Below are 14,364 nucleotides of genomic sequence, written 5' to 3' on the forward strand. Positions count from 1 at the left end.
TCGCCGCTACTTCGGCAGATAATGTGCCCAGTTGAAGTCCACTGCGCCCGCTCCCTTGTCTGTACCTGTTGTGTAGGCGAACAGTGCCGGTCGCGAGCCCTTCCACCAACTGAAGGTAATCTTCGTCTTCGGCCCAAGTACTATGAAGTGCGCGCCGCCGTCCATTGAATAGGAATACTGCACCTCGTCCTTGCTCACCTCAAGCCGCAATTGCAACGTCGCATCACGCACTTCCGGCCCGTCGACGTGATTTGTTGTGCTGGTATAGCGCAGCGTACGTTTGCCTCCGTCCTGCACGACTTCTAACCCACTCCAGGATTTCTCAAGCATCGCCAGGCCAGCGTGCACACCATCGCTCATGCGCGATACGCTGGCTTCCGTCGTAAAGGTGAAGGACTCGTCCTGCATCTGCTGCGTCAGCGTGTTGTAGGCGGTCAGCAGATCCGTTGCGGGCAGTGGCTTCAGCCTCAGGAAGCCAGGCCGAGCACTCAGCGACCATCCCGGCACAGGATTGTGGTTCCACTCCCATTGCTGTCCGAGCACTGCACTGTGAAACTCATCCGAGGTTTGCGGCTTCACTGCGGAAGGCGGCACATTCTTCACGAGAACATCACCCGCCACAACCGGTTCACCGTTGTTGCCCATCACTGGCCAGTCATCTTCCCAGCGCACCGGCTCCAGGCGAACGATGCGTCCGTGTGCGCCGCGCGACTGGAAGTGCATGAACCAGCCATCACCCTCCGGAGTCTCGACCCAACCGCCCTGGTGCGGGCCGTTGATGTCCGTGCTGCCCTGCGCCAGCACCACCTTCCGTTCGTACGGACCGTAGATGTTCCTCGACCGCAGCACCACTTGCGCTCCGGTCGAGACGCCGCCGAATGGAGCGAAGATGTAGTACCAGCCGTTGCGCTTATAGAGCTTCGGGCCCTCCAGCGTTTTCAGGTTCACTGGGTCGCGGAGGATCTCTTTGCCGTCGTCAAGAAGCGTCATGCCATCTGGAGACATTTTGTGCAGGATCAGCGGACCGGCGCCCGTGCGTGAGTGGATTAAGTAAGCCTGGCCGTCGTCATCCCAGAAAGGGCACGGGTCTTCGAGTTTTGGTTCCTGAAGGACTGCAACCGGCTCTGACCACGGACCAGTGATCTTCTTTGCCGTCGTGACATAGATACCCTCGGTCGGCGTCGGAAAGTAGATGTAGAACAGACCGCCATGTTTGCGGATGGCAGGGGCCCAGATGCCTTTGCCGTAGCCGTTTGCGCCAACCTTCGGGTCGGGGTCCTTGAAGTCGTAGATCGGGCTCATGTCCAGCCGGTTCACCGCATGCGCGATGATCTTCCAGTGCACCAGGTCGGTCGACTCCAGAATGGGCAGACCGGGCACGTACGAGAACGTCGAAGCCACAAGGTAGTAGTGACTGCCGTCGCGAATCACGTCTGGATCCGAATAGTCGGAGAACAGAATCGGATTCGTAAACGGGACCCTGCGCTGCTGCGCCGTCATAGAGCCAGCGAAAAGTCCAAGGGTGAGGGCCACCATGGTACGAAGTGTCATGCAGCCATAATGACAGGTCTCGCATGCTCTCTTGGCCGGGCGACTAGCTCCGTGTAGTCGGACGCACGCGAGGAATTCTTACGGTAGACAAAAATGACAGCGGCTGACTGCAACACTTGCGATGTTGTAGTCAGCCGCTGCCGCTTCGATAGACGAGGTCGCTTAGACGGTGTGGATGATGTCGAAGCGGTCGAGGTTCATGACCTTGTGCCAGACCTCGACGAAATCCTTTACGAACTTCTCATGCGAGTCTGAGCAGGCGTAAACCTCAGACAACGAACGGAGCTGCGCGTTCGAGCCAAAGACTAAGTCGGCGCGTGTTGCCTTCCACTTCGCCTGGCCCGACTTGCGTTCGCTGCCTTCGAAAGTGTTCTTGCCTTCGTCGAGCGCCTTCCAGACGTACTTCATGTCCAGCAGATTCACGAAGAAGTCATTTGTCAGCGTTCCGGGACGATCGGTGAAGACACCAAAGTTCGTCCCTTCATGGTTCGCGTTCAGCACGCGCAGGCCGCCGATCAGCACCGTGAGTTCCGGCGCTGTCAGACGCAGGAGCTGCGCCTTGTCCAGCAGCGCAACCTCAGCTGGCTCCGGATAGTTGTAGCCGAACGAACGGAAGCCATCGACCTTGGGCTCCAGCGGGGCGAAGGACTCTGCGTCCGTCTGTTCCTGCGTCGCATCTGTGCGGCCAGGCGTAAACGGCACCGTCACTGCAATGCCCGCATCCTTCGCTGCCTTCTCGATAGCCGCTGCACCCGCGAGAATGATGAGGTCGGCGATGGAGAGCTTCTTGCCACCGGTAGCGGAGCCGTTGAACTCGCCTTGAATCTGCTGCAGCTTTGCGAGGACGCGGGCCAGTTGCTCCGGCTGATTGACCTTCCAGTCCTTCTGTGGAGAAAGGCGAACACGTGCGCCGTTCGCACCACCGCGCTTGTCGGAACCACGGAAGCTCGATGCGGAAGCCCATGCTGTTGAGACGAGTTCAGGGATCGTGAGGCCCGAGGTTAGAACTTTCTCCTTCAGTGCCTTGATATCCGCCTCGTCGATCGGCGTGTAGTTGGGCACGGGAATCGGGTCCTGCCAGATCAGGTCTTCCTTGGGAACTTCAGGACCCATGTAGCGGGCTTTCGGTCCCATGTCGCGGTGAGTCAGCTTGAACCACGCGCGCGCAAACGCATCGGCAAACTTGTCAGGATGCTCGAAGAAGTCGCGCGAGATCTTCTCGTAGATCGGATCGATGCGCAGAGCGATGTCCGTCGTCAGCATACCGGGCTGATGCTTCTTGGAGGGGTCGTGCGCATCAGGAACGGTGTTCGCGCCCTGGTCGCCCACGGGCTTCCACTGCTTTGCGCCGCCCGGGCTCTCCGTCAGCTCCCACTCGTATTTGAACAGGTGCTCGAAATACTCATTCGACCATTCGCGGGGCTTGGTGGTCCAGGTGACTTCCAGGCCGCTGGTAATGGCGTCGCCGGCGATACCGGTTTTGTACGCGCTGGACCAGCCAATGCCCTGGTTCTCAATCGGCGCACCTTCCGGATCGTGCGCCAGGTGGTGTCCCGCGCCCGCGCCGTGCGTCTTGCCGAAGGTGTGGCCGCCGGCGATCAGCGCGACGGTTTCTTCATCGTTCATGGCCATGCGGCCAAACGTCACGCGGATATCACGCGCAGCGCCAGCGGGATCCGGCTTACCCTCGGGGCCTTCCGGGTTCACATAGATCAGGCCCATGGTGGTGGTAGCATGCGCCGGATCCAGTTCACGGTCGCCCGAGAAGCGCTTGTCTGTGCCCATCCAGGTGTTCTCTGCACCCCAGTTCACATCCATGTCCGGCTCCCAGACATCGGGACGTCCACCGGCGAAGCCAAACGTCTTGAAGCCCATGGTTTCAAGCGCGACGTTGCCAGCCAGAATCAGCAGGTCCGCCCAGGAAATCTTCTTCCCGTACTTCTGTTTAACAGGCCAAAGCAGACGACGGGCGCGGTCGAGGTTCACGTTATCAGGCCAGCTATTCAACGGAGCGAATCGCTGCTGACCGCGTCCGCCACCGCCGCGACCGTCGAAGGTGCGGTAGGTTCCGGCCGAGTGCCAGGCCATGCGGATCATCAATGGACCGTAGTGGCCGAAGTCTGCGGGCCACCAGTCCTGCGAGTCCGTCATGACGGCGGCCAGGTCTTTCTTCAAGCCCCAGTAATCCAGCTTCTTAAACTCTTCGGCGTAGTTGAACTCCTCAGCCATAGGGTTCGACAGGCGCGAATGCTGATGCAGCAGATCGAGGCGAAGGTGGTTCGGCCACCAGTCGCGGTTGCTCATGGCTGCATGTTTCTGTGCTGCGGTGCTGGGTGCTGCTCCGTTGCCTGCCGCCTTGTGGTCAAACGGGCAGGCAGCCTGATTGGCTACCTGAGCGTTCGGTTCGGACTTTGCTTCGGCCGTGAATTCGGTCTGGTCGCTCGCCATGATGCTCTCCTTTTGTGTTGCGTTTTCTCTTGAGGAAGGGCATCGCCGACGCCCATCTCATCTCACAGGGTTCGACTGTAGCACCGCCTGAGAGATAGTTCCAATACGTATGCGACATCATTCATATAGTCTTTACCTATGGAAGTTCACCAGCTGCGCTACGTGTGTGCCGTAGCCGAAACCGGCAGTTTCAGCCGCGCTGCGGAGCGTTGCCAGGTCGCACAACCCTCGCTCTCCCAACAGGTGATGAAGATCGAGGAGGAACTGGGTACGAAGCTGTTTGATCGACTCGGGAGAGGTGTCCGTCTCTCGGAATCAGGGCGCGCTTTCTTACCCCACGCGCGCGCCGTGCTTGAGCGGCTTGACCTCGCACGTGCCAGCGTCGCTTCGAACAACGACGGCGTCTCTGGCAGCGTCACGCTCGGGGCGATCCCGACGATCGCGCCCTACCTCGTCCCTGGCTATACGTCATCGTTCACTAAGCAGTATCCCGACGCCCGTCTGAGGATCGTGGAAGACACCACGCCGGTGCTGATCGAAGGCTTGCGCGATCTGTCGATTGACTTTGCGCTGCTTGCGTTGCCGCTTCGTCACAAGGATCTCGATCTGCATCCGATACGAACGGAACCCCTGTTCGCAGTGCTGCCGCGTACGCACGCACTGGCAAAGAGCGAGTCGCTCTCGCTCGCGGAGCTTCGCGGCGAATCGTTCGTTATGCTGCGCGATGGCCATTGCTTCCGCGACCTGAGCCTCAGCATCTGCGGCAGTGCACGTGTGAATCCAAACATTGCCTTTGAGAGCGGTCAGTTCAGCAGTGTTCTGGGCATGGTCGGCGCAGGCATCGGCTTGTCGCTGGTGCCGGAGATGGCCGTTGAGCCGACCGCATCGTGCCGCTTCGTCCTCATTCGGGACAGCAACGCGGTCCGGACGATCGTCCTCGCCTCGTTACGAGGCAGGAACTTCAACACTGTGCAGCAGGCGCTTGCAACTTGGATGGAACCGAAAGCAGAGACGCGTCCAAACCGACGTCCGAGCAGCGGAGCAACTGAGAGACAGTCCTGCGAGACTTCGGCACATCCGTAAGCGCGAAAAACAGGTATCTTTCCACTTCCATGTTGCCTCTTGATCAATCGCACCCTGCCGCAGTTCGTAACCTTCATGACAGGAAACATACCGATCGAAAGGATTTGACGACCTTCTACGCGCCGCACTAGCATGGCGTCCATGAAGAGGCGTGACTTTGTGAAGGGGCTGGCCGTCGCGACGGCAACAGCCGGAACTGCACTCGGCCAACAGAAGACACCACCGCAGGCGCAGAATCCCGCGCCGGCAGCCAATGCGACCGACCAGGGAACCATGGCGGTGAATCCCGCCGCCGCATCCAGTCCTGCGGCACAGCAGCGTGTGCGGCAGCTTGGCGAGTTCCACACACCGAATATTCCTCTCTCGCAACCGGATGTCGTTGCCACCACCGAGACGCGTTACTTCACGCCGGTGCGCTACGCCACTCTTGTGCATCTGTGCGAGATCCTCATGCCTGCCAGCAGCGACTATCCCAGTGCTGTGAAGGCAGGCGCTCCGGAGTTCCTGGATTTCTATCTCGGTGCTGCTCCAGCCGACCAGCAGAAGATGTACAACGACGGACTCGACCGGCTGAACGCTGACACCATGAAGCAGTTCAAGGTCGCCTTCGCCAAGGCCGATCCGAAGCAGGCAGACGCTGTGATCCGTCCTCATCTGAAGGGCTGGATGAACGATCATCCGCCGCGTGAAGTGCACGTGCGCTTCGTCAACCTGGCGCATCGCGACATTCGCACCGTTACGATGAACTCGACTGCGTGGGCCATGGCGGCTGACGCTGCCGGTGAGCGCACGCCCGGTGTTGGCCTGTATTGGAGCCCTATCGATCCGGGCATCGACACTTGGGTCAAGCACGGTGTTGCACAGGCTACGCCGACCACGAAGCACGCTCACAGCTAAGCACGCACAAAGCCGGGCATTTATAGCCAGGCATGCAGCTAACAGTCCCGCGGGTTCGCGACAAGAGAGAGCAAGAAAAGCGCATGGCACAAAAGAAGGTTGACGTCCTCATCATCGGCTCCGGTCACACCGGCGGCATGGCTGCGAAGATCCTCACGGAGAAGGGCATCGCATGCACCATGCTCGATGCCGGTCCGATGCTGAACTTTGAGAAGTATCGCGAACTGAAGCCTGCGTCGCAGCTGCCCTTCCGCGGCCTCGGCACGCCTGGCCGCAATCCGCATATCTACCAGTCCAGCGAGTTCAACGAGAACCAGTGGGTGGACGAGAAGGTCATTCCGTACTCGCATCCGGCAGACCAGGTCTACAACTGGGTCCGTGTGCGCAGTGTCGGTGGCCGGTCACCCTTCTGGGGCCGCCAGTCGTTCCGGCACAGTGACTACGAGTTCAAGAGCAAGGACCACGACGGCTTCGGTGAGAACTGGCCGATCTCCTACAAGGATCTGGCACCTTACTACGACCGCGTGGAGGAGATCTTCCGCGTTACCGGATCGACCGAACACCTGCCGCAGTATCCGGACGGCAAGTTCATCGAGGACAAGGCTCCGTGGTCCGGCGCGATGCAGCGCTTTGTGGATGCCGGCAAGAAGCACGGTGTTCCTGTCACCAAGCCACGCTCCTCGCAGGGCCGCGACGGCCTGGCGTCGTCACTGAACCTGCTGCTGCCGGACGCTGTGCAGACAGGCAAACTCACCACGATCCCGAATGCCATCGTGCGGCAGATCACCGTGGACAAGAACACCGGCCTCGCAGACGGTGTGGTCTTCGTGGACCGTCACTCACACCGCGAGATGACGCTGAAGGCTCGCGTGATCATCGTTGCAGCCGGCACGCTGGAGACGACCAAGCTCCTGATGGCTTCCGAGATCTGCAACTCCAGCGGTGCGCTGGGCCACTACCTGACCGACCAGATCTACGGCGCAGGCATCATCTGCAGTGTGCCGGAAGCACGCGACGGCAAGAGCCGCGGCATCACCGGCGGCGGAGCCCTTATCCCAGGCTTCCGGAACCTCGAGACCAAGACGGACGGTTTCCTGCGCCGCTACGCAGTGAATGTTTCCTGCAGCAACGGTCCGTTCGACGCGCGTGCGCTGCCTTACTACGGTGCGGAGCTGGACAGCAAGCTGGCGAGCTACAACGGCAGCAGCTTCTCGACCAACATCATGGGCGAGACGCTCGGTCACTATGAGAACCACGTCACGCTGAACAAGCAGGTGCTGGACGCGTGGGGCATGCCGACGTTGAACATCTCCACGAAGTACACGAGCAACGAGACCAACATGACGAAGGACTACATCGACACCATGGCCACCATGGCGACCGATGCGGGCTTCGACATCCTGGTGAAGAACTACGAGTTCAACCCGCCGGGCTTCTCCATCCATGAGCAGGGCACCGCTCGTATGAGCGCGGACCCGAAGAAGGGTGTCGTCAACCAGTGGAACCAGACGCACGACATGAAGAACGTCTTCATTACGGACGCCAGCGTCTTCGTCAGTGCAGGCTGGCAGAACCCGACGATCACCATGTGTACGCTGGCGATGCGTGCGTCGGAGTATCTGGCGGAAGAGATGCGTAAGGGGAATGTGTAGCTTGCGCGGTGCGATTGCGTGACTCGGAAGGGCACAGCCTCAGCTGTGCCGAAAGGGCCTTGCAAGCTCGTCGGCTTTAGCCACTAAGGTACGCTTTTCTTATCCGTGTTGAGGACGAGAATGCTCAACCTCAGGGGCTAAAGCCCGTTCCGTAGAACTCCGTTATGGCATGGCTGAAGCTATGCCCTTCCGAATGGTGAAGATGCTGACCTTTCCCGCAATACGATCTCTGTTCCTCCTGATCGCGACAGTCGCTGTGATGCCGCTCGCGCGTGCGCAGGACGCTCCTGTAGGGCCGCCACCGTCGACCGCTCCCGCTCCAGGGACGGTCGCTTCGTCGGGCGCGCCGACGATTGCCAGCCCGCCCCCCGGGCCGGGGCAGCCGATCAGCTTCAGCCACAAGAAGCACATCGGCGACGCGAAGATGGGCTGCAACGACTGCCACGAACCATCACGCAACGGCAGCACGCTTGCCATGCCGCAGCCGACCAAGTGCATGCTCTGCCATGCGGCCATCGCGACCGACAAGCCGGACATCAAGCGGCTGTCCGACATGGCCAAGAACGAGGAGAACGTGCAGTGGGTGCGCATCTACCGCGTGCCGTCGTTCGTCACCTTCAGCCACAAGACGCACGCGGCGGCGCAGTGCCAGGACTGTCACGGTCCGGTCGCCGAGCGCGAGGTCATGACGAAGGAGAAGGATCTGTCGATGGGCGGCTGCATCAGCTGCCACACGCAGAAATCCGCTCCGACAACCTGCGACACCTGCCACCAGCTCAACTCCGTGCAGCTCCATCAGCCAGCCATCGAGTCTGACTCGCGGCTCGTCGCGATGCTCATGCGGCAGAGCAATACGGTGAGTCACTCGCTTCGGCAGTTCCTGGCTCCCATGGCGATGCCGGGGACGCTCGCAGCAGGGCTGACGCGCTGAGGGGTACCCCCCCCCCGGTTTCCGCTAAAAATTAGAAAACAAAGGACTTGACGTTTCCCTTTTTGGCAAAAATTAGATTCCAAAAGGGTTGCGGGTAAAAATTAGATAACAAGGACTTAGGGCAACGAACGAAGGCCTCACCGTTCTCGGTGAGGCCTTTCTGTCTGTATCTCTATTCTACCAACTTCGGGGCGAAATGCGCTCAGTGTAAGTGATTGAAATAAAGCTGTTTAAACGATTTACCTCTTGACACGTACTTCTCGCGGCTAAGGCCGACACGGTCCTGAAGGGACGGCATCCTGGGTCAGCGAGCAACCTCCTCGATTCCGACTTCCAGCCGGGATCGAGTCTGCTTCGGGAAGATCCTGTCCCGCAGGCGCAGCATCGGAATCTCGACAAGCTCTGACATCACGATCCCAAGCGCGATGCCGATCGCCATTTTTATCAGGTCTACAACCAGAGGAGACAGGGTATGCGGCAGCCGGGCCAGAAGCCTGGAGATCGGATCACCAACCGAAACGTGCCACAGGTAGATGCCGTAGGAGTACAGGCCAATCCACGCGACCGATCGATAGACAGGGTTTTTCCTACCCAGCGTGGGAGAACTGCGATACAGCAGCAAGAGAGTGGCGACACCAAGCAAATCCAGCGAGTCGTATAGGACAGCGCCAAGTCGCGGATACCGAACCAGAGCAGCCTGATACACGAGCCATCCAGCGATCACCGTTACCCAGACTGCTCGTGAGCTCTGAAGCCTTGCAAAGTGGTGCGGCCAGAAGTGAAACAGCATGGCAATCAGCACGCCGAACAGAATCCCAGTCATGCGGTACTGGGAGGGCAAAAAGACCGGGACGCCACGCGAGGATTGCACATCGCGGAAGACAGAGAGTCCGGCAGCAAGCGCCGCCAAGCCCAGAAACATATGACGCTTACTGACTTGGCGAGCCACGCCTACCGCGATCACCGCAGTGAGGAAGAGGTAGGCGTGTTCCTCGACCGCCAGGCTCCAGGTATGCGCGACGCCGCCGATGTAGTTCTGAATGTTGAGGATGTTCCCCCACATCTGCACAAGAGGCCGGTGCCCGGTCAAAAGAATGATCAGGATGAAGACATAGTACTGAGGCCAGATCTTGAGGCCGCGCCGGATCAGGAACCGCTTCCAGTCCAGCGAGTGGCGTTCCTTCCACTCGCGCATCAGCAATCCGCCGACGAGGAAGCCGCTCAGTACAAAGAAGATCGCAACGCCGACCGCGCCTTCGAAATTTTGAGGATAAAGGCGTCGAAAGGGCGCGAGAAGGAGGGAGCCCTCGTGGTAATCCACAACGAGGAGTATCGCGATGCCTCGAATGAAATCCAATTCGATCTGACGTTGTGGTTTGGGGCCGGATCGTTGCATGGAATCAGGGCTCAGGTTGAACCGGTCGTCCACGCTATCCATAGGTTGTTTGTACCACGGAGCAAAACGGAGCAACCTTGGTGGAAGCGGCGCTCGTGAGATCGATCAAATCAAAAGATAAAGTGAGTGCATAAGACTCACATAGTATGCATCCGTTATGCTAAGCTCTGCGTCAGATGTAGTGAGCCGTACTACCGCAGCGACTGCGATCCGGCTCGACAAATCTTGCACAGGAGCCTGAGCCATGACCATCACGCGATTTACCCCGTTTTCTGACGTTGCCGTTCTTCAGAACCGCCTGAACTCGATCTTTCACGATTTCGACCGACCGCAGAACGCCGCGGATGGCGGCGAGAGCCTGAGCGCCGGATCGTTCGTGCCGGCAGTCGACATCTATGAGGACGCGCAGAAACTGGCGCTGACCTTTGAGGTCCCCGGTATCAAGCCGGAGGATGTGGATGTCCGCGTGGAAAATAACACGCTGACCGTCCGGGGCGAGCGCAGCTTTTCGAACGAAGTGAAGGAAGAGAACTTCCGTCGCATCGAGCGCCGCTTTGGATCGTTTGTTCGCAGCTTCACGCTGCCGCAGACCGTGGACACCGAGCAGGTGCGTGCGCATGCCGAGAACGGTGTACTCGTGATCGAGCTGCCGAAGAAGCTTGCGGCACAGCCGAAGCAGATCAAGGTTGCAGTGGGGACCGCTACACAGGCGAAGCAGGTGGAGGCGCAGGTGAACCAGCCTGTAGCCGCCGGCACGGAGCAGCAGGCCGCCTAAGGCGCCTGTCGTGTAAGGAGTTGCGCGAGGGCTGCCGGCCAGCCCTCGTCGCGGCTCAGGCTTCGGTCGTCTCGGCGCGCCGTAGCAGGTAACCGGCAACGAAGAAGAGCAGGGCAGCGATCCAGAAGGCATGATTCTGCAAACGATGCGCGGTCGTACCACCGATGGCCGCTCCGCAGAGGAAGCCGGCGCAGGTCAGGCCGACGATCCTGAACTCGGAGGCGCCACGCACCGCGGTGGAGTGTTCCGGTGGGAAGACCGCATCGAATGCGCCTACGATCACAGCCCGAAGGTTGCCGGTCATGAAGGCGATGTTGAAGGGGATGTCGCCTACTTTTCGAAGGACAGTGACGAGTATGCCTCCACTGACAGAGAGAGTGATGACCAGCACATTCGAGTGGAGCCGGCCGGCAAAGAGGCCGGCCAGGAGAAGTACGGTGGCCTGTAGCAGCATGGTGACGGGCATCACGAGGGAGCGCTGCCATCGCAGCATAGACTTGCCAGCAAGTACACCGGCGGCAAAGCCCAGCAGCGGAACCATGTGGCGAAAGACTTCGCCGGTATCGTGCGTTGCGACCGAGACGCCCAGCAGCACCAGGTTTCCTGTCATCGCAAAGGCAAAGACGCCGCCATGCAGGATGTAGACAAGCGCGTCGGTCAGGCCGCTGGACATGGCCAGCAGCACGACGGACAGGATAATCCCACGGGTTTGTGGAAGCGGAGCGGGCAACGGTTTTGTGGTCCCTCCAAAGGCGCGGCAGCCAGTAGCTCCGTGCAGCAATGATTTCAGAGATTTTGCGCGAGAGGGTGAAGAGGACGTATGGCGATCAAGTGGGACAAGCTGACAGTGAAGTCGCAGGAGGCAATTGCCGCCGGTGGCAGCATGGCTGCAGAAAACGGCAATCCGGAGGTGCTGCCGCTGCATCTGCTGGCGGCGCTGCTGGAAGACCGTGAGGGCATTGTGCTGCCCGTGCTGCAGAAGATGGATGTGTCGGCGCAGCAGTTGCTGTTGAGTGTGAACACGGCGATCGGGAAGCTGCCGCGGATCCAGGGGCAACAGCAGCAGCCCAACGGCGGCACTGCGCTCAATCGCGTTCTGGAGCAGGCCTTCAAAGAGGCGGAGAACTTCAAGGACGAATACGTCTCGACCGAGCACCTGTTGCTGGCGCTTGCCCAGACAAAGAACGACCCCACGCAGGCGGCCCTTGCGGCGCTGGGCGCAACGCACGACGCCATCCTGCGTGCGCTGACGCAGGTGCGTGGATCGCAGCGCGTGACAGACCAGAACCCTGAGGGCAAGTTCCAGGCGCTGGAGAAGTACGGCAAGGACGTGACCAAGCAGGCGCGTGAGGGCCGGCTGGATCCAGTGATCGGGCGCGATGAAGAGATTCGCCGCGTCATCCAGGTCCTCAGCCGCCGCACGAAGAATAATCCCGTGCTGATCGGCGAGCCGGGCGTTGGCAAGACCGCTATCGTCGAGGGACTTGCAAACCGCATTGTTCGCGGCGATGTGCCGGAGAGCCTGAAGGACAAGCGTGTTGTCTCGCTGGACCTTGCCAGCATGCTGGCGGGTGCGAAGTTCCGCGGTGAGTTTGAAGAGCGCCTGAAGGCGATGCTTAAGGACATTGAGGATTCGCATGGGCAGATCATTCTGTTCATCGACGAGTTGCATACGCTTGTCGGCGCAGGGGCGGCCGAGGGTGCGGTCGATGCCAGCAACATGCTGAAGCCGGCGCTGGCACGCGGCGAGTTGCGTGCGATTGGTGCGACCACACTCAGTGAGTTCCGTAAGTACATCGAGAAGGATGCGGCACTGGAGCGTCGCTTCCAGCAGGTGTACGTCGGTGAGCCGAACGTCGAGGACACCATCGCCATCCTGCGTGGCCTGAAGGAGAAGTACGAGGCGCACCACAACGTCCGCATCAAGGACGCAGCCATCATCGCGGCGGCGGAGCTTTCGCACCGCTACATCAGCGATCGTTTCCTGCCGGATAAGGCGATCGACCTGGTGGACGAAGCTGCTGCCTCGCTCGCCATCCAGATCGGTTCGGTGCCCGAAGAGATCGATGCGATCGACCGGCGTGTGGTGTCACTGCAGATTGAGAAGGCAGCGCTGACGCGGGAGACGGATGCGAACTCCGTGGATCGCCTGGAGACGGTCGAGCGTGAACTCGCAGAGCTGCAGGAAAAGTCCAGCGGCCTGCGCGCGAAGTGGCAGCATGAGCGCGACGCCATTGGCAACATCACCGAGCTGAAGAAGCAGGTGGAGAGCCTGCGCTTTGAGGCCGAAGACCAGACGCGCCGCGGCAACCTGGAGCGTGCAGCTGCCATTCGTTACGGCGATCTGCCGAAGGCTGAGGCCGAACTGGCGAAGCTGGAAGCCGAGCAGGATGCGGTGAATGATGGCAAGACCAGCCGCATGCTGAAGGAAGAGGTCGACGAGGAGGACATCGCGGATATCGTCTCGCGCTGGACGGGGATTCCGGTCAGCAAGATGCTCGAAGGCGAGGTGCAGAAGCTGGTGCAGATGGAGTCGCGTCTGCGTGAGCGGGTTGTCGGTCAGGATGAGGCGCTGGTGGCTGTCGGCAATGCGATTCGCCGCAGCCGTGCGGGTCTTAGCGATCCGAAGCGGCCGATTGGGTCGTTCATCTTCCTTGGCCCGACGGGGGTGGGTAAGACCGAAACAGCGCGTGCGCTGGCGGACTTCCTCTTCGATGACGAGCAGGCAATGGTGCGCATCGACATGTCCGAGTACATGGAGAAGCACGCGGTGGCGCGGCTGATCGGCGCACCTCCGGGGTACGTGGGCTTCGACGAGGGCGGCCAGTTGACCGAGGCTGTGCGTCGGCGTCCCTACGCCGTCATCCTCTTCGACGAGATCGAGAAGGCGCATCCGGATGTCTTTAACGTCCTGTTGCAGGTGCTGGACGATGGCCGTCTGACCGACTCGAAGGGACGCACAGTGGACTTCAAGAACACGGTGCTGATCCTGACGTCGAACATCGGCGCGAGTGCGTTGACGACGGCGTGGGCCGAGGGACCGGACGGCTTCGAGGACGCGAAGTCGCGTGTGCTGGATGAGCTGAAAAAGCACTTCCGGCCGGAGTTCCTGAACCGCGTGGATGACATTGTGGTCTTCCGTTCGCTGGGTGAGGAACAGTTGACGCACATCGTCGATCTACGCCTGGGCGAGCTGCAGCACCTGCTGGACGATCGCAAGATCAAGCTGGAGCTGACACCCGCGGCTCGGCGCCTGGTCTTCGAGACGGGGTACGACCGGGCGTATGGAGCGCGACCGTTGAAGCGGGCGATCCAGCGGATGGTGCAGGACCCGCTGGCGATCAAGATCCTCAGCGGTGACGTGCGCCACGGCGATCATGTGCGGATCGATGCGAAGGGCGACCACCTGACCTTCGATGTGGTGGTGCACGAGGATGTGCCCGAGCCAGTCGAAGTTTGATCGCTCCCGAAGTGAACCAGAAGTCCCGCCACGAGTGATCGTGGCGGGACTTCTTTGCGCAATGCACGATTCACTTTTTCAAATTACCCGAGTCGATCCTGTTCAGCTGCCCCTAGGTGATCCAGTCTTGGCAGCCCGAGTCGTCGAGCAGTCCGCATGAGTTTCCGGTCA

General features: G+C 60.4%; 10 protein-coding genes. 6 read left to right on the plus strand and 4 right to left on the minus strand.

The genetic code is table 11. From position 1 onward, the window contains the following. Positions 1-6 precede the first annotated feature (6 nt). Together BLW03_RS12345 and katG are read right to left on the minus strand one after the other, a co-directional pair. The gene (locus BLW03_RS12345; RefSeq protein ID WP_212733190.1) at positions 7-1,551 is read right to left on the minus strand and encodes a glycoside hydrolase family 43 protein; all 1,545 of its coding nucleotides are present in this window, start codon (positions 1,549-1,551) and stop codon (positions 7-9) included. Between the two features lie 162 nt (positions 1,552-1,713). Continuing rightward, positions 1,714-3,999 (minus strand): catalase/peroxidase HPI, encoded by a 2,286-nt coding sequence (katG, locus tag BLW03_RS12350; RefSeq protein ID WP_074654358.1) that lies wholly within the window; start codon positions 3,997-3,999, stop codon positions 1,714-1,716. Positions 4,000-4,137: 138 nt separating this feature from the next. On the opposite strand from katG, the gene BLW03_RS12355 reads away from it, so the two are divergent. From BLW03_RS12355 to BLW03_RS12370, 4 genes are all read left to right on the plus strand, one after another. After that, the gene (locus tag BLW03_RS12355; protein ID WP_074654359.1) at positions 4,138-5,082 is read left to right on the plus strand and encodes a LysR family transcriptional regulator; all 945 of its coding nucleotides are present in this window, start codon (positions 4,138-4,140) and stop codon (positions 5,080-5,082) included. A 141-nt stretch (positions 5,083-5,223) separates the two neighbouring features. Further along, positions 5,224-5,979 (plus strand): gluconate 2-dehydrogenase subunit 3 family protein, encoded by a 756-nt coding sequence (locus BLW03_RS12360; protein WP_170835029.1) that lies wholly within the window; start codon positions 5,224-5,226, stop codon positions 5,977-5,979. A gap of 83 nt (positions 5,980-6,062) precedes the next feature. Beyond that, positions 6,063-7,631 (plus strand): GMC oxidoreductase, encoded by a 1,569-nt coding sequence (locus BLW03_RS12365; RefSeq protein ID WP_074654361.1) that lies wholly within the window; start codon positions 6,063-6,065, stop codon positions 7,629-7,631. Between the two features lie 169 nt (positions 7,632-7,800). Continuing rightward, positions 7,801-8,562 carry a cytochrome c3 family protein gene (locus BLW03_RS12370; RefSeq protein WP_139285189.1) on the plus strand — a complete coding sequence of 254 codons (762 nt, stop codon included), beginning with the start codon at positions 7,801-7,803 and terminating at the stop codon, positions 8,560-8,562. A 304-nt stretch (positions 8,563-8,866) separates the two neighbouring features. Here the strand turns inward: BLW03_RS12370 and BLW03_RS12375 are convergent, their stop codons facing one another. After that, on the minus strand, positions 8,867-10,000 hold the full coding sequence (locus tag BLW03_RS12375) for an acyltransferase family protein (RefSeq protein ID WP_074654363.1): 1,134 nt from the start codon (positions 9,998-10,000) through the stop codon (positions 8,867-8,869). Positions 10,001-10,202: 202 nt separating this feature from the next. On the opposite strand from BLW03_RS12375, the gene BLW03_RS12380 reads away from it, so the two are divergent. Beyond that, positions 10,203-10,733, plus strand: a complete 531-nt coding sequence (locus tag BLW03_RS12380) for an Hsp20/alpha crystallin family protein (protein WP_074654364.1) — start codon at positions 10,203-10,205, stop codon at positions 10,731-10,733. Positions 10,734-10,788: 55 nt separating this feature from the next. Here BLW03_RS12380 and BLW03_RS12385 read toward each other — a convergent pair whose 3' ends face one another. Continuing rightward, positions 10,789-11,418, minus strand: a complete 630-nt coding sequence (locus BLW03_RS12385; RefSeq protein WP_212733191.1) for a YoaK family protein — start codon at positions 11,416-11,418, stop codon at positions 10,789-10,791. Positions 11,419-11,553: 135 nt separating this feature from the next. On the opposite strand from BLW03_RS12385, the gene clpB reads away from it, so the two are divergent. After that, positions 11,554-14,193 carry an ATP-dependent chaperone ClpB gene (gene clpB / locus BLW03_RS12390; RefSeq protein WP_074654366.1) on the plus strand — a complete coding sequence of 880 codons (2,640 nt, stop codon included), beginning with the start codon at positions 11,554-11,556 and terminating at the stop codon, positions 14,191-14,193. The last annotated feature ends 171 nt before the right edge of the window (positions 14,194-14,364 follow it).

The organism is Terriglobus roseus (genome assembly GCF_900105625.1).
Lineage (GTDB): Bacteria > Acidobacteriota > Terriglobia > Terriglobales > Acidobacteriaceae > Terriglobus > Terriglobus roseus_B.

Excerpts from the sequence above, each read along its gene's own strand:
- BLW03_RS12345 (WP_212733190.1), bottom strand. The coding sequence starts at position 1,551 with ATGACACTTCGTACCATGGTGGCCCTCACCCTTGGACTTTTCGCTGGC.
- katG (WP_074654358.1), bottom strand. The coding sequence starts at position 3,999 with ATGGCGAGCGACCAGACCGAATTCACGGCCGAAGCAAAGTCCGAACCG.
- BLW03_RS12355 (WP_074654359.1), top strand. The coding sequence starts at position 4,138 with ATGGAAGTTCACCAGCTGCGCTACGTGTGTGCCGTAGCCGAAACCGGC.
- BLW03_RS12360 (WP_170835029.1), top strand. The coding sequence starts at position 5,224 with ATGAAGAGGCGTGACTTTGTGAAGGGGCTGGCCGTCGCGACGGCAACA.
- BLW03_RS12365 (WP_074654361.1), top strand. The coding sequence starts at position 6,063 with ATGGCACAAAAGAAGGTTGACGTCCTCATCATCGGCTCCGGTCACACC.
- BLW03_RS12370 (WP_139285189.1), top strand. The coding sequence starts at position 7,801 with ATGGCTGAAGCTATGCCCTTCCGAATGGTGAAGATGCTGACCTTTCCC.
- BLW03_RS12375 (WP_074654363.1), bottom strand. The coding sequence starts at position 10,000 with ATGGATAGCGTGGACGACCGGTTCAACCTGAGCCCTGATTCCATGCAA.
- BLW03_RS12380 (WP_074654364.1), top strand. The coding sequence starts at position 10,203 with ATGACCATCACGCGATTTACCCCGTTTTCTGACGTTGCCGTTCTTCAG.
- clpB (WP_074654366.1), top strand. The coding sequence starts at position 11,554 with ATGGCGATCAAGTGGGACAAGCTGACAGTGAAGTCGCAGGAGGCAATT.